Origin of the sequence: Streptomyces daghestanicus, assembly GCF_020521275.1 — a bacterium.
Taxonomy (GTDB): Bacteria; Actinomycetota; Actinomycetes; order Streptomycetales; family Streptomycetaceae; genus Streptomyces; species Streptomyces griseoviridis.
The window spans coordinates 445,424-467,613 of record NZ_BNDX01000010.1 but is presented as its reverse complement, the minus strand read 5'-3'; the positions used below and the strand labels follow the sequence as shown (position 1 = coordinate 467,613).

Below are 22,190 nucleotides of genomic sequence, written 5' to 3'. Positions count from 1 at the left end.
AGGGTTGACCCGGCGTCAGGGTCAAGCCGCCCCTGACCACGGGTTCCGGACCGGGCGGACCGGGCGGCTCAGGGCAGCAGCTCGGCGAGCAGCGCCTCCACCCTGGCCCTGATCTCGTCCCGGATGCGGCGTACGGCGGCGAGGTCCTGCCCGGCGGGATCGTCGAGCCGCCAGTCGAGGTACGTCCTGCCGGGGAAGACCGGGCAGGCGTCGCCGCACCCCATGGTGACCACGTAGTCGGACGCCTGGACGGCCTCGGGCGTGAGGACCCGGGGCGTGGCGGTGGTGAGGTCGATGCCGACCTCCCGCATGGCCTCGACCGCGGCCGGGTTGACCCGGTCGGCGGGCAGGGAGCCGGCGGAGCGGACCTCGACCCGGCCGGCCGCGAGACGGGTGAGGAATCCCGCGGCCATCTGCGAGCGTCCGGCGTTGTGGACGCAGACGAACAGGACCGAGGGCTTGTCGGTGTCAGGCACGGGTGGCCCCTTCGGGAGCGGTGGTGGCGTCGGCCGGGGCGGGGAACCAGCGGCGGGCGGCGAGCGCGACGTGGACGAGCCCGATGAGGACGGGGACCTCGATGAGGGGGCCGACGACCCCGGCCAGCGCCTGGCCCGAGGTGGCGCCGAAGGTGGCGACGGCGACCGCGATGGCCAGCTCGAAGTTGTTGCCCGCGGCGGTGAACGCGAGGGTCGTCGCCTTCGGACGGGTGAGGCCGACCGCCCTGCCCAGGGCCATGGACCCGGTCCACATGAGGGCGAAGTACACCAGCAGCGGCAGGGCGATCCGGGCGACGTCCAGGGGCCGCGCGGTGATGGCGTCGCCTTGCAGCGCGAACAGCACGACGATGGTGAAGAGCAGCCCGTACAGGGCGAACGGGCCGATCCGCGGGACCAGTTCCCGCTCGTACCAGGCGCGGCCCTTGGCCTTCTCCCCGAGCCGGCGGGTCAGGAAGCCCGCGGCCAGCGGGATGCCGAGGAAGATCAGGACGCTGCGGGTGATCTCCCAGACCGATACGTCGAGCGTGGTCCGCCCCAGGCCCAGCCAGCCGGGCAGCACGGACAGGTAGAACCAGCCGAGGAGGCTGAACGCGAGCACCTGGAAGACGGAGTTGAGGGCGACCAGCACGGCGGCGGCCTCGCGGTCGCCGCGGGCCAGGTCGTTCCAGATGATGACCATGGCGATGCAGCGGGCCAGGCCCACGATGATCAGGCCGGTGCGGTACTCGGGCAGGTCCGGCAGGAAGACCCAGGCCAGCGCGAACATCAGCGCCGGGCCGAGCACCCAGTTCAGGAGCAGGGACGGGAGGAGCAGGCGGCGGTCGCGGGTGACGGTGCCGAGGCGGTCGTAGCGGACCTTGGCCAGGACCGGGTACATCATCACCAGCAGCCCGAGCGCGATCGGCAGGGAGACCCCGGTGACGGTGACCTCGGCCAGCGCGTCGCCGAGACCGGGGACGAGCCGGCCCAGGCCCAGGCCGGCGGCCATCGCGACGAGGATCCACACGGCCAGGAAGCGGTCCGTGAAGGAGAGCCGCCCCGCCGCACCTGCCGCCGGACCGGGGCTCACGCGGAGGTCTCCGCCGGGAGGGGCCGTCCGGGCCGGGTGAGAAGCCCGGCGAGCCGGTCGGTCGCCTCCGGCAGCAGCCAGTAGTACACCCAGGTGCCGCGCCGCTCGCAGTCGATCAGGCCGGCCTGCCGCAGCTGCTTCAGGTGGTGCGAGATCGTCGGCTGCGAGAGGTCGAAGGCCGGGGTCAGATCGCAGACGCAGATCTCGCCGCCCTCGCGCGAGGCGATCATCGACAGCAGCCGCAGTCGGACCGGATCACCGAGGGCCTTGAACACCCTGGCCAGCTCGACGGCCTGTTCCTCACCCAGCGGCGCGGCCAGCAGCCCCGGACAGCAGTCGTCGACGGCCACGTGACCGAGTGGCCCGACCTCTTGTTTCGACATTCCTCTATGTTGACGAACTTCGATACAGGACGCAAGCTGGCATCGAGGGATATCGATACAGCTCTCGATCCCGTCGTCCTCCAGGAGGCACACCATGAGCGCCACGTCCGACGCGCTGCGCGAGACCGTACGGGCCCGCTACGCGTCCGCCGCCGTCCAGGCCACCGAGGGTGGCACCGGCTGCTGCGGTTCGCAGGCCATCGAGGCCGGCGACACCTTCGGTGCCGCGCTGTACGGGGCCGACGAGCGCGACACCCTGCCCGCCGAGGCCGTCGCCGCCTCCCTCGGCTGCGGCAACCCGACCGCCGTCGCCGACCTCCGCGAGGGCGAGCGCGTGCTCGACCTCGGTTCCGGCGGTGGCATCGACGTCCTGCTCTCCGCCCGGCGTGTCGGCCCCACCGGCACGGTGTACGGCCTGGACATGACCGAGGAGATGCTCGCCCTCGCCCTGGCCAACCGGGACCGGGCCGGGGCCACCAACGCCGAGTTCCTCAAGGGGACCGTCGAGGCCGTCCCACTGCCCGCGAACACCGTCGACGTCGTCATCTCCAACTGTGTGATCAACCTGTCCGTCGACAAGAGCGCGGTGTTCGCCGAGATGTTCCGCGTCCTCGTGCCGGGCGGCCGGATCGGCGTCTCCGACGTGGTCGCCGACGACGGCCTCACTCCCGCGCAGCGCGCGGAGCGCGGCGACTACGCGGGGTGCGTCGCGGGTGCCCTCTCCTTCGCCGAGTACCGCGCGGGGCTGGCGGCAGCGGGCTTCACCGGCATCGAACTGACGCCCACGCACGCGGTGGCCGACGGCATGCACGCGGCGATCGTACGCGCGGTCAAGCCCGCCGCCGGTTCCCGCGGGTAGCCACCCGTCCCGGGGAAATCGGCTCGACGCGCGGCGCCGGCACGGATGGACTGGGGGCATGACGTCATCTGATGAACACCTGCTCCCCGGCACCCGCCGCGCGCTGCTGCACCGGATCGCCGTCGCCCAGGCCGAAGGCCGCGCACCGTCCCTGACCGCGGCGGTGGTCCGCGGGGGGAGGACCGTCTGGCACGGTGCGCGGACGTCGGCGGACGGCCAGGTCCCGGACGAGGAGACGCAGTACCGGATCGGCTCGATCACCAAGACCTTCACCGCTGTCCTCGTCCTGCGCCTGCGCGACCAGGGGCTGCTCGACCTGGGGGACGCGCTGGAGAAACACCTCCCGGGCACCGGCGTGGGCGAGGTCACCATCGCCGAACTGCTCGCGCACACCGGGGGCCTCGCGGCCGAGTCCCCGGCACCGTGGTGGGAGCGGACACCCGGCTCACTCCGCCCGGAACTCGCCGATGTGCTGGGCGAACGGCCCCGGCTGCACCCGGCGGGCCGCCGCCACCACTACTCCAACCCGGGGTACACCCTGCTCGGCGCGCTGGTCGAGGAGGTGCGCGGGGCGCCCTGGGCGGAGGTGCTGCGGCGCGAGGTGCTCGTACCGCTCGGGTTGCGCCGGACGAGCCCGAGTCCCGAGCCGCCGCACGCGGGGGGCTGGGCGGTGCACCCGTGGGCGGACGTGATGCTGCCCGAGCCCGCCGTGGACCTCGGCCGGATGGCCCCGGCAGGCCAGCTCTGGTCCACGACCGGGGACCTGGCGCGGTTCGCCGCGTTCCTGACGCACGGGGACGACACGGTGCTGAGCGCGGAGAGCGTACGGGAGATGCGGGCGCCCGCGGCCCCCGCCGAACTGACGGACGTGGCCGACGGGGTGACGTACGGGCTCGGGCTCCAGATCCAGCACCGGGACGGGAGGGTGCTGGTGGGTCACTCCGGTTCGCTGCCGGGGTTCCTGGCCGGCCTCACCATCGCGGTCGAGGACGATGTGGCGGCGGTGGTCCTGGCCAACTGCACCTCCGGCCCGCCGCTGTCCGCCGTGGGCGCCGATCTGGTGCGCATCGTCGCGGAGGCCGAACCCAGGATTCCCGAGCCCTGGCGGCCGCTGCCGGACGTCGACCCGTCCGTCCTGGAGCTGGCCGGACCGTGGTACTGGGGGACGAACTCCTTCGCCCTGCGGCTCACCGCCGGGGGAGGCGTTTCCCTGGAGCCGCTGACGGGCGGCGGCCGGCGGTCGCGGTTCCGGCCCAACGGCGACGGCACCTGGCGCGGACTGGAGGGCTACTACGCCGGTGAGCTGCTGCGGGCCGTACGGCGCGGGGACGGGACGGTGAGCCACCTGGACCTCGGGTCATTCGTCTTCACCCGGCAGCCCTACGAGGCGGACGCCCCTGTGCCGGGGGGAGTGGACCCGGAGGGCTGGCGGGGGATCGGCTGAACCGGGGCGGTGTGCGGCGGGGCCGTGTTTCACGTGGAACACGGCCCCGGGCGGCGCTCCGTCAGAGCTGCATCTTGAAACCGACGTGCGAGGCCGAGAAGCCGAGCCGCTCGTAGAAGCGGTGCGCGTCGGTGCGGCTGGCGTCGGAGGTCAGCTGGACGAGGGCGCATCCGAGGCGCCGAGACTCCTCGATCGCCCACGCGATGAGCTGTGTGCCCAGGCCGCTGCCGCGCTCGTCGGCGTGGATACGGACGGCCTCGATGACCGACCGGGTCGCGCCGCGCCGGGACAGCCCGGGGACGACGGTCAGCTGAAGTGTGCCGATGACCCGGCCCCTGCGGACGGCGACGGTCAGCCGCTGGTTGGGGTCGGCGGCGATCCGCTCGAAAGCGGCCAGGTAGGGGCCCGGGTCGTCAGGTGACTCACGCTGGGCGCCCAGCGGGTCGTCGGCGAGCATCGCCACGATCGCCGGTATGTCGTCCGCGACGGCGGGCCTCATCTCAAGATCTCCCATGCCCCGCACCCTACGCAGGGGCGTCCCGTGCCGGGAGGGCGAGCGGGTCAGGCGGGAACCGGTGCCTTCAGCGTCTCGATGACCCGGACCAGCGGCGCCAGGTCGGGGTTCCGGGCGGCTTCGTCCAGAGCCTCGCGCAGTGCGGCGTCGTTGGTGGGCCGGGCCTCCTCCAGCAGCTTCAGGCCGGCCTCGGTGACGTTGGTGTAGATACCCCGGCGGTCGGTGGGGCAGAGATAGCGCTCCAGCAGGCCACGGTCCTCCAGCCGGGTCACCAGCCGGGTGGTCGCGCTCTGGCTGAGCACCACCGCGTCGGCGACCTGCTTCATCTGCAGATGCCCCCCGTCGCCGTCGTGCTGCCGGCTGAGCACGTCGAGCAGGGAGTACTCGCGCACGCTGAGGCCATGGCCGGCCTGCAGGGCGCGCTCGATGTGGGCCTCGATCCTCCCGTGCAGCAGGGAGAGGGCGCACCAGCCCTGGGCGAGGGCGGTGAGCGCGGGGTCCGTCGCTGTCATGGCGGTTCTCCTCCGTCCGGAGCGGCTCACACCAGGGTAGACCAGATCCGCAATTGCCAGCCTTTGCCATTAGCCCGCGTGTGCAACTATTGTGGACGCGTTCAATCTTCTTCCGCAATCTCTTGGAAGGTGTACCCCTTCATGCCTCTCGCGCTGCTGGCCCTGGCCATCGGGGCCTTCGGGATCGGGACGACCGAGTTCGTGATCATGGGGTTGCTTCCCGAGGTCGCGAGTGACTTCGGGGTCTCCATCCCCACCGCCGGGTTCCTGGTGACCGGCTACGCCCTCGGCGTCGTGCTCGGCGCGCCGGTGATGACCGTCCTCGGCACCCGGTTCTCCCGCAAGCGGATGCTGATGCTGCTGATGGGACTGTTCGTCGTCGGCAACCTGCTCTCCGCCGTCGCCCCCGTCTTCTCCGTCATGGTGACCGGCCGGGTGGTGGCCTCCCTCGCCCACGGCGCCTTCTTCGGCATCGGGTCGGTCGTCGCCGCCGACCTGGTCGCCCCGGACAAGAAGGCCGGCGCCATCGCCATGATGTTCACCGGGCTGACCGTCGCCAACGTGGTCGGCGTCCCGCTGGGCACCTTCGTCGGCCAGTCCGCCGGCTGGCGCGTCACCTTCGCCCTCGTCGCCGGCCTCGGCGTCATCGGACTGGCCGGTGTCGCCAGGCTGGTCCCCGACCTGCCGAAGCCCGAGGGGGTACGGCTCCGGCACGAACTGGCCGCCTTCCGCAACGTCCAGGTCCTGCTCGCGATGGCGATGACCGTGCTCGGCTTCGGCGGGGTCTTCGCGGCCATCACCTACATCGCGCCGATGATGACCCATGTGGCGGGCTTCGCGGACTCCTCGGTCACCTGGCTGCTGGTCCTCTTCGGCCTCGGCATGGTCGGCGGCAACCTCGTCGGCGGCCGGCTCGCCGACCGGGCCACCATGCCCCTGCTGTACGTCTCCCTGAGCGCCCTGGCCGTCGTGCTGGCGCTGTTCACGCTCACCGCGCACAACGAGGTCGCGGCGGCCGTGACCATCGTGCTGATCGGCGCCCTCGGCTTCGCGACCGTGCCGCCCCTGCAGAAGCGCGTCCTCGACCAGGCCCACGGCGCCCCGACCCTGGCCTCGGCCGTCAACATCGGCGCCTTCAACCTGGGCAACGCGCTGTCCGCCTGGCTCGGCGGCCTGGTCATCGCCGCCGGCTTCGGCTACACCGCCCCGAACTGGGTGGGCGCCGTCCTGGCCGCCGCCGCCCTGGTCCTCGCCGTCCTCTCGGCCGCCCTCGAACGGCGGCGGGTCGGTGACGCCGGCACCGTCGTCACGGGCTCGGCCTCCCTGCCCGCGGACCGGCGGCACACCGCCGCCCACTGAGCCGTCCGACCGGCCTCCCTCCGGTGCGGCCGACCGGTCACCGGGGCCGGCCGGCCCCACTCCTCATCCAGCTCCCGGGGCCGGTCGGCTCCACCCCTCACCCCAGCAAGGAGAACCACCCATGAGCACCACCACCGCGGCCGTCGCCCCGCTGACCACCCAGGACGCCGACGCCCTGGTCACCGCGGCGCGGCGGGCCGCCGAGGCCGCCGGAGTGGCGGTCAGCGTCACCGTCCTCGACGCCGGCGGCCACCAGCTCGCCTTCCGGCGGGACGACCGGGCCGTGCTGATCTCCGGGGAGACCAGCACCCGCAAGGCGTACACGGCACTCCAGCTGGACGCGCCCACCGCCGACCTCGTCGAGGCGGTCCGGCCCGGCGGCCTCTTCCACACGCTGCCCACCGCGCTCGACCGGCCGCTGCTGTTCATCGCGGGCGGCGTGCCCGTGCACCGCGACGGCCGGCTGATCGGCGCGGTCGGGGTGGGCGGCGGAACCCCCGAGCAGGACCACTCCCTCGCCACGGCCGCCGTGACGGCCCTGGCCTGACGGACCGGGGTCCGCGTCCGCCGCCGAGCGTGCCGGACGGAGTCAGCCGGCCGCCACCGTCAGCGGAGCGAACCGGCGGGTCCAGTCCCCCGGCAGCTCGGCGGCGCCGCACGTCATGACCGCGTTGTCGGCGACACGCTCCAGACCGCGGGCCGTCACCCAGGCAAGCAGCTCCTCGTGCCGTACGTCGATGTCCGTCCGCAGCGGGCGTCGGGTGTGCGCCGCGAGGGAGGAGACCAGGGCCTTGGCCGTCTCCGTGTCGCGGGCGACGAGTGGGCCCACGACGTCGTCGTGCGTATGGGGCCAGGACGCGGCATAGCCGATGAGCCGGCCCTCCTCCTCCGCGACGTGGAACCGGTCGGCGAAGGCGGGCAGCCGCGCGATGATGTGCGTACGGTCCGTCCCGAAGACCTCCGCGTCCAGCCGCAGGACCGCGGCGAGGTCCTCGGCGGTGGCCGCGCGGGTGGCGGTCCGGGGCACGGGACCGCCGGGCGAGAAGCGCCCGCGGACCATCTCCGCGCGCCCGACGACCTTGAAGCCCAGCTCCTCGTAGAGCGGCCGGCCGTTCGGCGTCGCGTGCAGGGTCAGGGGCGTGGGGCCCAGCGCCGAGATGACATGGCGCATCAGCCGGCGGCCGACTCCTCGGCGGGCGTGCCGCGCGGCGACCAGCACCATGCCGACGGCCGCGAGCGCCGGGCGCTCGGGCGGTCCGTACTCGGTGACGGTGCACGCGCTGACGAGTCCCCCCTCGGGGTCGTCGATGCCGTACCCCCGTCCGGCCGTCAGGAGCAGGCCCCACTTGTGTTCTTCGCGGGACCAGCCGCGGTCCTCGGACAGATCGGCGCAGGCGCGGAGGTCGCGGAGGGTCAGGCGTCGGACCGGCAGCGCGGCGAGGGAAGGAGTCGGCACGCGGGTCAGGCTGTCGGACGGCGGGCCGTGCCGTCCACCTGTTAACACCGGGACGGACGAGCTTCGGCCATGCCGGAAGGGGCCGACGGCCCTCATGGCCCGCTCGCGCTCGGCGTTTCACGTGAAACATCGCTGAACGCGTGGTGGCGGCGCGGAAGGACGACAGTCCGGGGACAGGCGGGCAGCGTAACGTGCTGCTCCGGTCGAATTCCGGTGTTTCCGATCCCGGGGTCGTGCAGCCGGGTTCCTTCACCGTGTTAAGCGGCCGGGGCCCCTCCGTACGGTGGGATGCTCGGGCGGAACGCCGCGACGCGTGTCCCGGCGAAGGACGCAGACCGACCGCGAGCTGTTCTGGCGAGGCACCCATGGACGCGTCCCCGGACGCCCTCCTCATCCGGCGCACCCTGGCGGAGATCGCGCCCGTGTCCGGAAAGGTCACCTCGTACTTCTACGCCCCGCTGTTCGTCCGCCGTCCCGAGCTGCGCGCGCTGTTCCCGCCCGCGATGGACGTCCAGCGCGACCGGCTGGCGAGGCGCTGCTCACGGCCACCGAGCACATCGACGCCCCGCCTGCCCCCGCCGCCTTTCTGGCGGACCTCGGCCGGGGGCACCGCAAGGACGGCACCCGCCCCGAGCGCTGTCCGGCGGTCGGCGAGTGCCTCCTCGGGGCGCTCGGCGCCCACGCCACCGACACCTGGGACGCGGAGACCGAGCAGGCCGCCTGGATACGGGCCTGTACCACCGTCTCGCAGATGATGATCGACGCGGCGGCGGAGGACGAACCACGCGCCCCTGCCTGGTGGTACGCCGCGATCGTCGCCCATGACCGCAGAACCCCCGACGTCGCGGTCCTCACGCTCCGCCCGACCAGTCCTGCCCCTTCCTTGCCGGGCAGTACACGAGCCTGGAGACGCCGTAGTGGCCCCGGGTGTGGCGGAACTACTCCTTCGCGTCGGCGCCCCGCTCCGACGGGTTGCTGACGCCCCAGGTGAAGGCCGTCCCGGCGGGCTGGGTCTCCAGCGCCCTGGTACACCGCGCCCGGTCCGGCGACATCATCCGCCTCGGTCCGCCGGCCGGCTCGATGACCGTCGACCACACCACCGACACCGGGCTGCTCTGTCTCGGCGGCGGAGCCGGCATCGCGCCGATCAAGGCACTGGTCGAGGACGTCGCGGAACACGGGGACCGGCGACCGGTCGAGGTCTTCCGCGGCGCCCGCACCGAACGGGAGCTGTACGACACCGACACCATGCTCCGGCTGCAGCAGACCCATCCGTGGCTCTCGGTCCGGGCGGTCACCGACGAGCGGGCCCGCCTCCAGCTCCCCGACGCGGTGCACGCCTACGGGTCCTGGACCGAGTACGACGCCTGTCTGCGGGGTCCGCCCGGGATGATCCGCAGGGGTCTGGCCACGCTGCGCGCCGGTGGCCTTCCGCGGGAACGGATCCGCCATGACGCGGTGGACGAGCCGGACGTGCGAAAGTGACCGGACGCGCCGTCCTCAGCCCAGGTCATGGGCCTGAAGGGCCCGCACTCCCTCGATGTTGCCGTCCAGATAGTGCCGCAGCGACAGCGGGACGAGGTGGACGGTGGCGATGCCGACCCGGGTGAACGGCACCCGGACGATCTCGTACTCCCCGGCCGGTTCCTCGATCTCGGGGCCATGGCGCTGGGACGGGTCCATGGACTCCAGGTGGCAGACGAAGAAGTGCTGCACCTTCACGCCCGTGGAGCCCTCGTCGGCACCGATGTGCTCCACCGTGTCCACGAAGCACGGCACCACGTCGGTGATCTTCGCGCCGAGCTCCTCGTGCACCTCGCGGTGCAGGGCGTCGACGACGGTCGCGTCCCCCGGCTCGACCCCGCCGCCGGGGGTGACCCAGTAGGGGTCCACACCGGGCTTGGTGCGCTTGATCAGGATCAGGTCGTCGCCGTCCAGGAGCACGGCACGGGCGGTGCGCTTGACCACGGGTCGGTCGGTCATGGGGGAAATGTGGCCCGGCTGGTTCCACGTGAAACATCGCGGCACGACGCGGAGCCCGGATGCTTCCGGTGCCCGCCTGTGCGAACGCGTTCAGTTCCAGTCGGCCGCCGCCCGCAGCAGCCACTCATGGGCCCGCGCGACATGCGGCAGGGCCAGGGTGCCGGTACGCACCGCCAGGAAGTACGTCCGCAGCGGCGGCACCGCCGGATCGTGGAGGGAGACCAGATCGCCGCGCCGCAGCGTCTCGGCGCACAGATAGCGGGGCAGCACCGCCAGCCCGGCGCCCGCCAGGCAGCAGGCGAGCACCGCCCGCAGGTCGGGAGCGATGACCGTCCCGGGAGGGACGGGGCAGGTGTCGAAGACCGAGGCCCAGTAGCGGGCCACGAAGGGCAGCGACTCGTGCACCTCGATCACGGGGACGCGCTCCAGCAGGCACGTCCCGTCGCCGGGCCGTCCGGCGGCGCCGGTCTGCTTGGCCCAGCGGGGCGCGGCGACCAGGACGTGCTCCTCGTCGCAGAGCGGAGTCGCCGTGAGCAGAGCGCCGCGCGGACGGGCCGTACTGATGGCCAGATCATGATGGCCCGAGGCCAGTCCCTCCAGCGTCTCGTCCGCGGTGCCGAAGGAGGCCCGCAGGGCGAAGCCCTGGCCGTCCTCACCGGTGAGTTCCGACAGCGCGGGCAGCGCCCGCTCGGCGGTGAACTCCGGGGGACCGGCCAGGTGCAGCGTCCGTAAGGACGACCCGTCGTCGAGGCCGGTCTCGGCTATCTCCACCAGGGCGTCGAGGTGCGGCGCGGCCTTGTGCGCCAGCTCGTCCCCGATGGACGTGGGCGTCACACCACGGGCTTGACGCAGGAAGAGAGGGCGGCCGAGCTGCCGTTCCAGTGTGCGGATCTGCGAGGTGACGGCCGGCTGGGAGAGACCGAGCAGCGCGGCGGCCCGGGTGAAGGAACCGGCCCGGTGGACCGTGACGAACGTGCGCAACAAGGCCAGATCCACAAAGACGCTTCCCCTCTTCGGCCCTTCACCCGGCCTCCCGGCCCCCCGGCACCCGACCAACCATAAAAACGACGATAGGCATCTGTCGCTACTGTGATTGGACACTGACACAGAGTCAACTAGCCTTGTGGGCGCGGTTCTTCGCGCGCGGAACCGAGGGCGGTCCGAGCCACGAGGGGGGGAGGTTCGGATCGCCCGCCGTACCGGCCGGCCGGACCGGGGACGTCCGGTCGGCCGGTTCCCGCCGTACGGGTCACCCGGCGGACGCGTCCAGCGCCCTCAGCAGATCGGCTACCAGGTCCTCCGGGTCCTCGGCGCCCACCGAGAGGCGGACGAAGCCCTCCGGCACCGCGTCCCCGCCCCAGCGTCCGCGCCGCTCCGCCGTGGACCGCACGCCGCCGAAGCTCGTCGCGTCGTCCACCAGGCGCAGCGCGTCCAGGAAGCGGTCGGCCCGGTCGCGCGAGGGCAGCGTGAAGGACACCACGCACCCGTAGCGCCGCATCTGCCGCGAGGCGATCTCGTGCGAGGGGTCGTCGGGCAGCCCGGGGTAGCGCAGTCCCGTGACCTCCGGCCGGCTCCGCAGGGCCTCGGCCACCCTCAGGGCGGTGGCGTTCTGCCGGTCGGCGCGGAGCTGGAGCGTGGCGAGCGAGCGGTGGGCGAGCCACGCCTCCATCGGGCCGGGGATCGCGCCGACGATCTTGCGCCAGCGCCGTACCGCGGTCATGGGCGCACCGGTGCGGCCGGCGACGTATCCCAGCAGGATGTCGCCGTGCCCGGTGAGCTGCTTGGTGCCGCTGGCCACCACGAAGTCCGCGCCCAGCTCCAGCGGACGCTGCCCGAGGGGGGTGGCCAGGGTGTTGTCGACGGCGACGAGAGCGCCCCGCGCCTGGGCCGCCTCGGCGAGCCGCCGGACGTCGCACACGTCGAGGCCGGGGTTCGACGGCGTCTCGATCCACAGCAGCCGCGCCCCGTCCAGCACGTCGAGCTGGGCGTCCTGGCCGGTCGGCGCGGTGCGCACCTCGACGCCGTACGCCTCCAGCTGCGCGCGCACCAGGGGCAGCACCTGATAGCCGTCGGAGGGCAGGACGACGACGTCCCCGGCCTTCACCTGCGAGAAGAGCACCGAGGAGATCGCCGCCATGCCCGAGGCGAAGACGAGCGTCTCCACGTCGTCCCGGCCGGGCGCCTCCAGCCCGCCGATGGCGTCCTCCAGCAGCGTCCAGGTCGGGTTCTCGTCGCGGCCGTAGGTGTACGGCCCGGTGGGGTCGCCCGGCAGGTGGAAGTGCGCGGCGAAGACCGGGCCGGGCAGCGTCGGCTCGTGCTTGACCGGCTCGGGGAGCCCGGCGCGCACGGCGCGCGTGCCGTCACCCGCGTCGGGCGGAAGCGCCGTCCGCGCCGCGTCGTGCCCGTTGGTAGCGGAGTCGCTCATGCCGCTCGTCCTTCCACTTGCTCACGTACGGCGGCGAGCAGACCGTCGCTCGCCGCCTCCACCATCTCAAGGCACTCCTCGAAGCCGTCCCTGCCCCCGTAGTACGGATCGGGGACGTCGAGGCCGCCGTCGTGGCCGGCGGGGTCGTAGGACCGCAGCAGGCGCACCTTGGCCGCGTCCCGCTCGGTGGGCGCCAGGCGGTGCAGTTCCCGGAGGTGGCCGGAGTCGAGGGCGACGACGAGGTCGAGGCGGGAGAACCAGGAGGCGTGGAACTGCCGGGCCGTGTGGTCGACGGCGTAGCCGTGGGCCGTCAGGACGGACACGGCCCGCGGGTCCGCGCCCTCGCCCTCGTGCCAGCCGCCGGTGCCGGCGCTGTCGGCCTCGACCAGGCCGTCGAGCCCGGCGTCCGCCACGCGCGCGCGGAAGACGGCCTCGGCCATCGGTGAGCGGCAGATGTTGCCGCTGCAGACGAAACAGACGCGGTAGGTCATGGCGCGGTCCTAGTCCTTGTCCGGCAGGGCCATGTTCAGGGCCCAGGAGACGATCGAGACGATCAGGCCGCCGAGGACGGCGGTCCAGAAGCCCTCCACATGGAAGGCGAGGTCGAGCTTGTCGGCGAGCCAGGAGGTCAGCAGCAGCATGAGCGCGTTCACCACCAGGGTGAACAGGCCGAGGGTCAGGACGAACAACGGGAACGTCAGCAACTGGACGACCGGTTTGACCAGAAGGTTCACCAGGCCGAAGACGAGCGCGACGAGGATCAGCGTGCCGGCCTTCTTGCCGGTGCCGCCGCCGGTCAGCGTGATCTTGTCGAGCAGCCAGACGGCGACCGCGAGGGCGGCCGCGTTGGCGATCGTCTTGACTACGAAATTCTTCATGTGTCTGATCGTGGCAGACACGATCGGACATCACGGGTGAGGCAGGGGCGGACGAGGCGATGAAGGCATTCCGGCTGGACGAACTGGAGGCGGAGCGCGCCGCCAACGACGGTGCCTACCTGCAGTTCCTGCGGGAACGGAACATGTCGGTCGGGCTCTACGCGCTCGACGCGGGCACCTCCGACCCGCAGCAGCCGCACGCGCAGGACGAGGTGTACTTCGTCGTCAGCGGGCGGGCCGCGATCACCGTCGGCATGGAGACGACCGAGGTGGCGCGCGGCAGCGTGGTGTACGTGCCGGCCGGAGTCGCGCACAAGTTCCACCACATCAGCGAGGACCTCAGGGTGCTGGTGGTCTTCTCTCCGCCCGAGAGCTGAGGCCCCGGCCCCCGGGTTCCCTAGGGGATCGGTCAGGGGAGGACAAGGGCTGCCGGGCCCCCGCACGGGAGCGGCGCCGCCTAGCATCGGGGACAGGACATCGGAAGATCCCCGGACGCCGGGCGATTCCCGGGAGCGGGAGAGAAGAGGACGAGGGCGATGCGAGAGATCTTCGCGGGACTGCCGTGGTGGGTGAAGTGGATCGCGGTGCCGGTCATCGCCCTGGTGGTGTTCGGCGGCCTGATCGCCAGCGTGGTCGGCTTCCTGGTCGGACTGCTCTTCAAGCTGCTGGTCTTCGTGGCGCTGGTCGGCGGGCTCATCTACATCGTGCGGAAGTTCATGTCCAACTCCTCCACCCGCGGCGACTGGTGAGAGCGGCGGGGCACCGGTGGGGATGACGGGAACCGCGGGTTCCCTCGCGCGAGGGACATTTGCCGGGCGGGCCGCCTGCGAGCGGTGAGCGGCGATTAGAGTCCGGAGCTCCAGGCGGGGGCGACCCCGCAGCGGCGTACACCCCCACCCGTGTTCCCCGCAACGGCTGCCCCCTCGCTCCGGGAGTGACCCTTGGCCACGGCTGACACCGCATCCGCCCACTCGCACGCACTCCCCGTACAGCCCCGCCCGGCGTCGTCCCCCGCCGACGGCCCGCCCGCCGATCCCCCCTCCGGGACGCTCATCGGTTCCGTGCAGCGGGCCATGCGCCTGCTGGAGTGCGTGGCCGGACACCGGTACGGCGCCCCCGCCAAGCAACTGGCCCGGGAGACCGGCCTGGCCCTGCCCACGGCCTACCACCTGCTGCGCACCCTGGTGCACGAGGGATACCTCCGGCGCGACAAGGGGCTGTTCTTCCTCGGGGAGGCCGCCGAGCGGCTGAGCGGCAGCGCGGCCCAGCAGAAACGTCGCACCGCGCTGACGGACGCGCTCGCCGGCCTGAGCGAGGTGATCGGTGTCCCCGTGTACTACGCGAGGTACCGCGCCGGAGAGATCGACGTGGTGTGCGTCGCCGACACCCCGAGCGCCCCGGCGGTCGAGGAATGGACGGACTTCCGCGGGACCGCGCACGCCCACGCCGTCGGCCAGTGCCTGCTGGCCCAGCTGGACGAGGACGCCCGCCTGGACCACCTCGGCCGCCACCCCGTGCGGCCCATCACCCGGTACACCGTGCGGGACGCCCACACCCTGCTGAAGCGACTGGAGCGGCTGGGGTGCGACGAGCCGGTGACCGAGCATCAGGAGTACGCCCTGGGCACGGTGTGCGGGGCGATCCCGCTCACCGTCGGCGACATGGCGGCGACCCTGGCCGTCTCCCTGCCGGTCCACCAGGCCGACCGGCTGCTGCCCGCGGTGCGGCAGTTGCGGAGCGAGGCGGGCCGGCTCATGGGGACTCTCTCGCTCTCTATCAGTATGTGAAAACTAACTCCTTGTGATCTGGTGTGTACGTTCAGCAAGATGCCATCAGTGTTAGAGGTTGATTCCCGGCCAGTCGACGGCGAATGACGGGGTAGGCGATGCACGAGTCCGTACAGGCAGAGGTCATGATGAGCTTTCTCGTCTCCGAGGAGCTCTCCTTCCGTATCCCCGTGGAGCTGCGCTACGAGACCAGCGATCCCTACGCCGTGCGGCTGACCTTCCATCTGCCCGGAGACGCGCCCGTGACCTGGGCCTTCGGCCGGGAGCTGCTGATCGACGGCGTGGGCCGGCCCTGCGGGGACGGCGATGTGCGCATCGCTCCCGTCGATCCCGAGCCCCTGGCCGAGGTGCTGATCCGTCTTCAGGTCGGCGCCGATCAGGCGCTGTTCCGCTCCTCGGCGGCCCCGCTCGTGGCCTTCCTCGACCGCACCGACAAGCTGGTGCCGCTGGGGCAGGAGGGCGTGCTCGCCGACTTCGACGCCCATCTCGACGAGGCCCTGGACCGCATCCTGGCCGAGGAACAGAGCGCGGGCTGAAGCGTTCCGGCAGTTTCAAGCGGTGGCGTAACGCTTCGCCGGACGCCGCTTCCGATGCCGGAACGATTCTTCGGGTGCGGTGCCTTCCCGTGCCGGGGGTATCCAGGTACCGCTGTCCTCAGAGGTTCCGCTGTTCTCCGGGGTACCGCTGTCCGCAGAGGTGCCGCTGCCCTCCGGGGTGCCGCTGCCCTCCGAGGTGCCGCCGTCCTCTGGGGCATCGCCGTACTCCGGGGCACTGCTGCTCCCCTGGCACGCCGTACTCCGGGCCGTCGTCGTCCTCAAGGCGCCCCGTCCGGACGCCCCCGCAGTCACCGCTTACGGCGCCGGCCCCGCCCGCCACGAGCCGCGCCCGGGGCCGGTGCCGCCGTCGGCGCGGTGGTGCCGGCGCCCGGCCGGTCGGCCGAGACGACGAGCGCCGCGAGCGCGGTGGTCACCGGCACCGACGCCACCAGCCCGATCGAGCCGACCAGGGTGCGCACGATCTCCTCGGCGACCAGTTCGCTGTTGGCGACCGTGCCGACGCTGCTCTGGGCGATCGAGAACAGCAGCAGCAACGGCAGCGCGGCACCCGCGTAGGCGAGGACCAGCGTGTTCACGACGGACGCGATGTGGTCCCGGCCGATCCGGATGCCCGCGCGGTACAGCGCGCGCCGGCCCATCGCCGGGTTGGCCTCGTGCAGCTCCCAGACCGCCGAGGTCTGCGTCACCGTCACGTCGTCCAGCACACCGAGCGAACCGATGATGACGCCCGCCAGCAGCAGACCGCTCATGTCGATCGACGGGTACAGGCCGTGGATCAGCCCCGTGTTGTCGTCCGTGTCACCGGTCAGCGCGGCCCAGCCGATGAAGAGCGAGCCGAGGACACCGATCAGCACCAGCGAGACCAGTGTGCCGAGCACCGCGACGGAGGTGCGGGCCGACAGCCCGTGGCACAGGTACAGGGCGATCAGCATGATGGCGCTGGACCCGACCACCGCCACGACCAGCGGGTTCGATCCTTGCAGGATCGCGGGCAGGACGAAGAAGTTCAGCACCAGGAAGCTGATCGCCAAGGCCACCAGCGCCATCACGCCCCGCAGCCGCCCGACGACCACGACGGCGAGGGCGAAGATCCCGGCGAGCAGCGCCATCGGGAACCGGCGGTTGGTGTCGGCGACCGAGTACTGCAGGTCCTTCGGCGCGGAGGGCTCGTAGGCGACCACGACCTTCTGCCCCTGGCTCAGCTGCCGTGACTGGTCCGGCTGCACGATCTCGGTGAACGTCCGGCCTTTGTCCTGGCCGGTGTCGACCCGGATCGTCGCCTTCTTGCAGGTCCCGCTCTCCTGCTGCTGCGCCGACGAGCCCTCTGCCGTGGACGTGTCCCCGGTGGCGGGGACGCCGGAGGCGTTGACCTGCGAGCAGCTCAGCTCCTTCACCGTCGTGACGGTGCCCTGCTGGGTCTGCCGGTCGAACCCCACCCCGGTGCGTTCGTGCGCGGGCGCCCCGCCCGGCCACAGCACGGCGAGCCCGACGACCACGGCGGCGGCGAAGGGCACCAGGATCGCCGCGATGACCTTGCGCAGGTGCCGGGAGACCGGAGCCGCCGGGCCGTGACTGTGCGTATGCCCGTGCCCTCCGCCGCCCGGACCACCGGCGCCCTGCGCCCCGCCGGAACCGCCGCCGCCGGAACCGCCGCCGCCGTGCCCGCTGCCGCCCGGACCACCGGTGCCCTGCCCGCCGCCGAAGCCGTACTCCTGGCCGTGCCAGGGCCCTTGCTCCTGACCCGGTACGCGGCCCTGGCCCTGACCCTGCGCGAGCCCGTGTCCATGTCCGAGCCCGTGTCCATGTCCGAGCCCGTGCCCGTGCCCGTGTCCGTGTCCGTGCCCGTGTCCGCGGCCGGTGTCCTCCGGAGCGGAGCCGTCACCGCCCCAGGAGGCGCTGCCGTCGCCGCTTCCGGCACGCGGGCCGGGCCGCGGCGCGCGGCCTGGTTCGGGCGGGGGAAAGGGAGGACGCTGCGTCGTGGTCACGGCCCGATCATCGCAAGAACGAAGGGGGCCCTCTGTTCACCGCGCCCGAACTGACGCTAGCGTGGAGGCACCTTTGTACACGCGGGAGCTCGGAGCACCGGGCTGAGAGGGCGCTGACCTCCGTCCCAGCGATGTTTCACGGGAAACATCACCGAAGCCGAGTGATGTTCCCCACGAAGCGTCGGCAGACGGATACCGCTGCGTCGACCGCCGAACCTGTTACCGGGTAATGCCGGCGTAGGGAGTAGGTCTCATGACCATCAAGGACGCACGCACGCCTGCCTCCGCACAGAGCGCCGCTCAGGAAACCCCCACGGAGGCCGGGAAGTCCATCGGCTGGCACAAGGCGTATGTCGAGGGCTCGCGCCCCGACCTGCGCGTGCCGGTCCGTCAGGTGCACCTCACCAACGGGCGGTCGGTCACCTTGTACGACACCTCGGGGCCGTACACCGACCCGCTCGTCGACACCGATGTGCGCAGGGGACTGCCCCCGCTGCGCGAGAACTGGATCATCGCCCGCGGGGACACCGAGGAGTACGCGGGCCGTCCCGTCCGCCCCGAGGACGACGGCATCAAGCACACCGCACCGCGTGGCGGACTGCGCAACCTCGACGCGGTCTTCCCCGGACGCCCGCGCCAGCCGCGCCGGGGCCGCGGCGGAGCGCCGGTGACCCAGCTCGCGTACGCGCGGCGCGGCGAGATCACCCCCGAGATGGAGTACGTGGCCGTCCGGGAGAACGTCTCGCCCGAGGTCGTACGCGAGGAGATCGCGGCCGGCCGGGCGGTCCTCCCGGCCAACGTGAACCATCCCGAGATCGAGCCGATGATCATCGGCAAGCGGTTCCTGGTGAAGGTCAACGCCAACATCGGCAACTCCGCGGTGACCTCCTCCATCGAGGAGGAGGTCGAGAAGATGACCTGGGCCACCCGCTGGGGCGCCGACACGGTCATGGACCTCTCCACCGGCCGCAACATCCACACCACCCGTGAGTGGGTCCTGCGCAACTCCCCCGTGCCCATCGGCACGGTCCCCCTCTACCAGGCCCTCGAAAAGGTCGACGGCAAGGCGGAGGAGCTGACCTGGGAGATCTACAAGGACACGGTGATCGAGCAGGCCGAGCAGGGCGTGGACTACATGACCGTCCACGCGGGCGTGCGCCTGCCCTTCGTGCCGCTGACCGCCAACCGGAAGACCGGCATCGTCTCGCGCGGCGGCTCGATCATGGCGGCCTGGTGCCTGGCGCACCACAAGGAGTCGTTCCTGTACGAGCACTTCGAGGAACTGTGCGAGATCCTCGCCGCCTACGACGTCACGTACTCGCTCGGCGACGGCCTCCGGCCCGGATCGATCGCGGACGCCAACGACGAGGCCCAGTTCGCGGAACTGCGTACGCTCGGGGAACTCAACACGATCGCCAAGCGCTTCCACGTACAGACCATGATCGAAGGCCCGGGACACGTCCCGATGCACAAGATCAAGGAGAACATCGACCTTCAGCAGGAGATCTGCGACGAAGCTCCGTTCTACACGCTCGGCCCGCTGACCACGGACATCGCGCCCGCCTACGACCACATCACCTCGGGCATCGGCGCCGCCATGATCGCCTGGTGGGGCACGGCCATGCTCTGCTACGTCACGCCCAAGGAGCATCTGGGACTGCCCGACCGGGACGACGTGAAGACCGGGGTCATCACCTACAAGATCGCCGCTCATGCCGCCGACCTCGCCAAGGGCCACCCCGGCGCCCAGGAATGGGACGACGCGCTGTCCGACGCCCGGTTCGAGTTCCGGTGGGAGGACCAGTTCAACCTCGCCCTGGACCCGGACACGGCCCGCGCGTTCCACGACGAGACCCTCCCGGCGGAGCCGGCCAAGACGGCCCACTTCTGCTCGATGTGCGGGCCGAAGTTCTGCTCGATGAAGATCTCGCAGGACATCCGCCGTGAACACGGCGGCACCAGGGGCGAGATCGAGGCGGGCATGGCCCAGAAGTCGAAGGAGTTCGCGGAGGCGGGCAACCGGGTCTACCTCCCGATCGCCGACTGACCCAGCGCAGCGGCGGCCCCGCCACCGGGGCCACCGGCATGCGCTCCCCCCGGGGCGGGGACGCCCGTCGGGGAGCGCGTGCCGGCGGTCACTCGGGGCGGTGCTCCGGGCCTGTGAAGTCCGGGCTGGAGTAGTCCGGGCTCGAGTAGCTCGGACGCGATCCGGCGGGTCCCCGGTCCGGGCTGGTGAAGCCCGGACGGTCGTAGCCCAGGTGCGGCATGCGGCCGGCCGGGGCGGACGGTCCCGTGCCGCTGGCCGAGGCCGCCGCCGCGGGGTCGGCCAGCGCCTCCCGCAGGAACGGCACGATGCCCTGCTCCAGCAACGCCGCGCGCCAGGCGTCCCTGGCCCGTCGCACCTCCCCGTCGCGTTCTCCGTACACCGCGGCCTCGGCCGAGGGACGGTTGCGCAGGGCGGTGGTGAGCAGGCCGGCCGCGGCGACCAGGATGGCCAGCGCGGTCACGGCGCCGAACACCCAGCCGGTGGTCAGCATGGTCCGGGCGAACGCCTGCTCCGGGGCGATCACCCTCAGGACGTACCCGACGAGCAGGAATATCGCGGCGGCCGTGCCCGCCAGGACCGGCGCCAGCACCGCGACCACGGCGACGGCCCCCGCCCCCGCGGTCTCGGCGGCCTCCCCCATGGCGGCGGCGAGCCCCATGGGGCCCGAACCGGGCTCGGCCGGCTCCGGCTCGCGCGCGGTGGACGACGAGGCGGACGGCGCCGGGTGACGCAGCTCCTCGCGGACCTTCACGTAGTGCTGGTACTCGGTCGCCGCCGCGGCGGTGATGAGAGCGGTGGCGCTGAGGGCCATCGTGCGCAGTTGTTCGGTGGTGAGCCGCCGTCCCACAGCGGCCAGTTCCGGGCGGTGTGGTGCGGAGCGCAGCGCCTCGTTGAGAACCCGCTCGTACTCCTGGCGGTCCTCGCTCAACAGGTGCTGCGGAACGCTGTTCATGTGCATCCCCCGATGCTCCGTAGGGCTTGGGGCTCGCATGCCAACGAGCCGTCGGGCAGAAACGGAGGGGAGCCTGCTACGGATAAGCCGATGGTAGAGCGGTGACCGTGCGGGGCGTTAGGGGGTTTCCAGAAATTGGGTGTCGGCCCGCAGGAAGGCCGCCGGGCGCAAACCGGGAGAAAAGCGCGCCGGTGAAGGCTCAGTCGGCCAACGGCAGTTGCTGGACCAGCAGTTTTCCGGCCATGGTCACGCCGCCGTCCATCGCGATGGCGAGTCCGTCGGCGTAGACGTGCGGTCCTTCGACCGACGGACCGGAGTCGTCGTCCCCGTCCTCGGAACCGACCTCGCCGAGCAGATACGGGATCGGGCTGTGCCCGTGGACGATGCGGGTGCCGCCGTACGTGTCGAGCAGGGAGCGCACGGCCTCCGCGCCGCCCTCGTCCCGGAAGGAGAACCGCTTGGTGAACTTGCGGAAGAGGTCCCACACCTCGTCCGCGTCATTGCGGGTGAGGGTCTCGTGGATGGTGTCGTTGACCTCTTCGATGGAGCGGCCGTAGTCGAGGTAGGCGGTGGTGTCGGAGTGCACCAGGAGATGGCCCTCGACCTCCTCGACGGCGTCCAGCCGGGCCATCCACTGCAGGTGGTGGTCCTGGAGGCGGTCCATGTCGGTCTTCTGGCCGCCGTTCAGCAGCCAGGCCGCCTGGAAGGTGGCGGTGCCCGCGCCCGAGTTGACGGGGGTGTCGCCGAACCGCTTGGCGCCCAGCAGCAGCAGCTCGTGGTTGCCCATCAGCGCCTTGCAGTAGCCGCCGGCCGCGGCGGCCTCGGCGGACAGCCGCATCACCAGGTCGATGACGCCGATGCCGTCCGGGCCACGGTCGGTGAAGTCGCCGAGGAACCACAGGCGGGCGGTGCCGGCGCACCACTGGCCGGACGCGTCGATCAGGTTCTGCTCCTGGAGGGCGGCCACCAGCTCGTCCAGGTAGCCGTGGACGTCGCCCACGACGTACAGCGGACCGGGACCCGTGGCCGGCCCGTCCGCCGGGGCGGGCACGGGGTCGACGAGTTCCTGGACCGTGCTCGGGTCGACGACGGGCAGGTCCCGCTCCGCGGGGACGTACCCCTCCGGAAGGGCCTCCTCGTGCGGCGGTACGACGTCTGCGCCCTGGGCGTACGGACCGGTCTCATGGACGTACGCGGGCACTCGGAAGTCGCGCAACGTCGCCGTCCGCTCCACCTCGGGTCCCTGACCGGCCCCCTGAGTCATCGACCCCTCCACCATCGCGCCGCTGCTGCACCGCTTCGGACTGCCTGGTCGCAGCGGCCCGCGGTGTCGTGCGCCCATCATAGGAATGCGGATCGCGCTGTGTGATGACCCAGGGGTGGTGAATCGGAACAGGTCCCCGCCTCGACGCGGCTTTCGCCCCGATTGGCCCGCTCTTCATCCGCCCCTCTGTCACCTCACGGTCACCTTCCGGCCGTCCTT

At 72.2% G+C, this 22,190-nt stretch carries 23 protein-coding genes and 1 pseudogene; 10 read left to right on the top strand and 14 right to left on the bottom strand.

Annotated elements, in window-relative coordinates:
- Positions 1-68: 68 nt before the first annotated feature.
- From Sdagh_RS21150 to Sdagh_RS21140, 3 genes are read right to left on the bottom strand one after another with little or no spacing between them, the layout of a single operon-like run.
- Entirely contained in the window at positions 69-476 is a 408-nt protein-coding gene (locus Sdagh_RS21150) for an arsenate reductase ArsC (RefSeq protein ID WP_189416896.1), read from the bottom strand.
- Positions 469-1,566 carry an ACR3 family arsenite efflux transporter gene (gene arsB / locus Sdagh_RS21145; protein WP_189416900.1) on the bottom strand — a complete coding sequence of 366 codons (1,098 nt, stop codon included), beginning with the start codon at positions 1,564-1,566 and terminating at the stop codon, positions 469-471. The genes Sdagh_RS21150 and arsB overlap by 8 nt, the downstream gene beginning before the upstream one ends.
- Entirely contained in the window at positions 1,563-1,949 is a 387-nt protein-coding gene (locus Sdagh_RS21140) for an ArsR/SmtB family transcription factor (protein ID WP_189416902.1), read from the bottom strand. The genes arsB and Sdagh_RS21140 overlap by 4 nt, the downstream gene beginning before the upstream one ends.
- Before the next feature lie 94 nt (positions 1,950-2,043).
- Here Sdagh_RS21140 and arsM point away from each other — a divergent pair, with 94 nt between their 5' ends.
- Positions 2,044-2,808 carry an arsenite methyltransferase gene (arsM, locus tag Sdagh_RS21135; RefSeq protein WP_189416906.1) on the top strand — a complete coding sequence of 255 codons (765 nt, stop codon included), beginning with the start codon at positions 2,044-2,046 and terminating at the stop codon, positions 2,806-2,808.
- Positions 2,809-2,866: 58 nt separating this feature from the next.
- Positions 2,867-4,252, top strand: a complete 1,386-nt coding sequence (locus Sdagh_RS21130; protein ID WP_190076919.1) for a serine hydrolase domain-containing protein — start codon at positions 2,867-2,869, stop codon at positions 4,250-4,252.
- A gap of 61 nt (positions 4,253-4,313) precedes the next feature.
- Here Sdagh_RS21130 and Sdagh_RS21125 read toward each other — a convergent pair whose 3' ends face one another.
- Positions 4,314-4,766, bottom strand: a complete 453-nt coding sequence (locus Sdagh_RS21125) for a GNAT family N-acetyltransferase (protein ID WP_190076918.1) — start codon at positions 4,764-4,766, stop codon at positions 4,314-4,316.
- A gap of 47 nt (positions 4,767-4,813) precedes the next feature.
- Positions 4,814-5,278, bottom strand: a complete 465-nt coding sequence (locus Sdagh_RS21120; protein WP_189416914.1) for a MarR family winged helix-turn-helix transcriptional regulator — start codon at positions 5,276-5,278, stop codon at positions 4,814-4,816.
- A gap of 141 nt (positions 5,279-5,419) precedes the next feature.
- On the opposite strand from Sdagh_RS21120, the gene Sdagh_RS21115 reads away from it, so the two are divergent.
- Together Sdagh_RS21115 and Sdagh_RS21110 are read left to right on the top strand one after the other, a co-directional pair.
- A complete protein-coding gene (locus Sdagh_RS21115; protein ID WP_190010080.1) occupies positions 5,420-6,637 on the top strand; it encodes an MFS transporter in 1,218 nt (405 codons plus the stop codon).
- A 121-nt stretch (positions 6,638-6,758) separates the two neighbouring features.
- Positions 6,759-7,184 (top strand): GlcG/HbpS family heme-binding protein, encoded by a 426-nt coding sequence (locus tag Sdagh_RS21110; RefSeq protein WP_189416920.1) that lies wholly within the window; start codon positions 6,759-6,761, stop codon positions 7,182-7,184.
- A gap of 42 nt (positions 7,185-7,226) precedes the next feature.
- Here the strand turns inward: Sdagh_RS21110 and Sdagh_RS21105 are convergent, their stop codons facing one another.
- Positions 7,227-8,093, bottom strand: a complete 867-nt coding sequence (locus Sdagh_RS21105) for a GNAT family N-acetyltransferase (RefSeq protein ID WP_190076917.1) — start codon at positions 8,091-8,093, stop codon at positions 7,227-7,229.
- A 365-nt stretch (positions 8,094-8,458) separates the two neighbouring features.
- On the opposite strand from Sdagh_RS21105, the pseudogene Sdagh_RS21100 reads away from it, so the two are divergent.
- Positions 8,459-9,578 (top strand): annotated as a pseudogene (locus Sdagh_RS21100) (globin domain-containing protein).
- A gap of 15 nt (positions 9,579-9,593) precedes the next feature.
- Here Sdagh_RS21100 and Sdagh_RS21095 read toward each other — a convergent pair.
- From Sdagh_RS21095 to Sdagh_RS21075, 5 genes are all read right to left on the bottom strand, one after another.
- Positions 9,594-10,076 (bottom strand): NUDIX domain-containing protein, encoded by a 483-nt coding sequence (locus Sdagh_RS21095; RefSeq protein WP_189416927.1) that lies wholly within the window; start codon positions 10,074-10,076, stop codon positions 9,594-9,596.
- Between the two features lie 90 nt (positions 10,077-10,166).
- Entirely contained in the window at positions 10,167-11,072 is a 906-nt protein-coding gene (locus tag Sdagh_RS21090) for a LysR family transcriptional regulator (protein WP_189416929.1), read from the bottom strand.
- A gap of 253 nt (positions 11,073-11,325) precedes the next feature.
- A complete protein-coding gene (locus Sdagh_RS21085; RefSeq protein WP_189416932.1) occupies positions 11,326-12,501 on the bottom strand; it encodes a cystathionine gamma-lyase in 1,176 nt (391 codons plus the stop codon).
- Complete coding sequence (locus Sdagh_RS21080; RefSeq protein WP_190076916.1) at positions 12,498-12,992, bottom strand: low molecular weight protein-tyrosine-phosphatase; 495 nt, start codon at positions 12,990-12,992, stop codon at positions 12,498-12,500. Before Sdagh_RS21080 ends, Sdagh_RS21085 begins: the two co-directional genes overlap by 4 nt.
- A 9-nt stretch (positions 12,993-13,001) precedes the next feature.
- A complete protein-coding gene (locus tag Sdagh_RS21075) occupies positions 13,002-13,379 on the bottom strand; it encodes a phage holin family protein (RefSeq protein WP_189416939.1) in 378 nt (125 codons plus the stop codon).
- 59 nt (positions 13,380-13,438) lie between these two features.
- Between Sdagh_RS21075 and Sdagh_RS21070 the strand changes: the two genes are divergently transcribed.
- The 4 genes from Sdagh_RS21070 to Sdagh_RS21055 all read left to right on the top strand — a co-directional run bounded on the left by Sdagh_RS21070 (position 13,439) and on the right by Sdagh_RS21055 (position 15,702).
- Positions 13,439-13,756: a cupin domain-containing protein gene (locus Sdagh_RS21070; protein ID WP_189416944.1), complete on the top strand. Its 318-nt coding sequence runs from the start codon at positions 13,439-13,441 to the stop codon at positions 13,754-13,756.
- A 159-nt stretch (positions 13,757-13,915) separates the two neighbouring features.
- Positions 13,916-14,128, top strand: a complete 213-nt coding sequence (locus tag Sdagh_RS21065; protein ID WP_189416947.1) for a DUF5326 family protein — start codon at positions 13,916-13,918, stop codon at positions 14,126-14,128.
- Positions 14,129-14,320: 192 nt separating this feature from the next.
- Positions 14,321-15,166: an IclR family transcriptional regulator gene (locus Sdagh_RS21060; RefSeq protein WP_226535491.1), complete on the top strand. Its 846-nt coding sequence runs from the start codon at positions 14,321-14,323 to the stop codon at positions 15,164-15,166.
- 98 nt (positions 15,167-15,264) lie between these two features.
- Positions 15,265-15,702, top strand: coding sequence for an SsgA family sporulation/cell division regulator (locus Sdagh_RS21055; RefSeq protein ID WP_189416950.1), 438 nt, complete (start codon positions 15,265-15,267; stop codon positions 15,700-15,702).
- Between the two features lie 308 nt (positions 15,703-16,010).
- Here the strand turns inward: Sdagh_RS21055 and Sdagh_RS21050 are convergent, their stop codons facing one another.
- Complete coding sequence (locus Sdagh_RS21050; RefSeq protein ID WP_190076915.1) at positions 16,011-17,708, bottom strand: YibE/F family protein; 1,698 nt, start codon at positions 17,706-17,708, stop codon at positions 16,011-16,013.
- A 253-nt stretch (positions 17,709-17,961) separates the two neighbouring features.
- Here Sdagh_RS21050 and thiC point away from each other — a divergent pair, with 253 nt between their 5' ends.
- Positions 17,962-19,755 carry a phosphomethylpyrimidine synthase ThiC gene (gene thiC, locus Sdagh_RS21045; protein WP_226535489.1) on the top strand — a complete coding sequence of 598 codons (1,794 nt, stop codon included), beginning with the start codon at positions 17,962-17,964 and terminating at the stop codon, positions 19,753-19,755.
- Between the two features lie 88 nt (positions 19,756-19,843).
- Here thiC and Sdagh_RS21040 read toward each other — a convergent pair whose 3' ends face one another.
- Together Sdagh_RS21040 and Sdagh_RS21035 are read right to left on the bottom strand one after the other, a co-directional pair.
- On the bottom strand, positions 19,844-20,713 hold the full coding sequence (locus Sdagh_RS21040; RefSeq protein WP_189416954.1) for a hypothetical protein: 870 nt from the start codon (positions 20,711-20,713) through the stop codon (positions 19,844-19,846).
- 193 nt (positions 20,714-20,906) lie between these two features.
- Positions 20,907-21,986 (bottom strand): metallophosphoesterase, encoded by a 1,080-nt coding sequence (locus Sdagh_RS21035; protein ID WP_264201196.1) that lies wholly within the window; start codon positions 21,984-21,986, stop codon positions 20,907-20,909.
- Positions 21,987-22,190 lie beyond the last annotated feature (204 nt).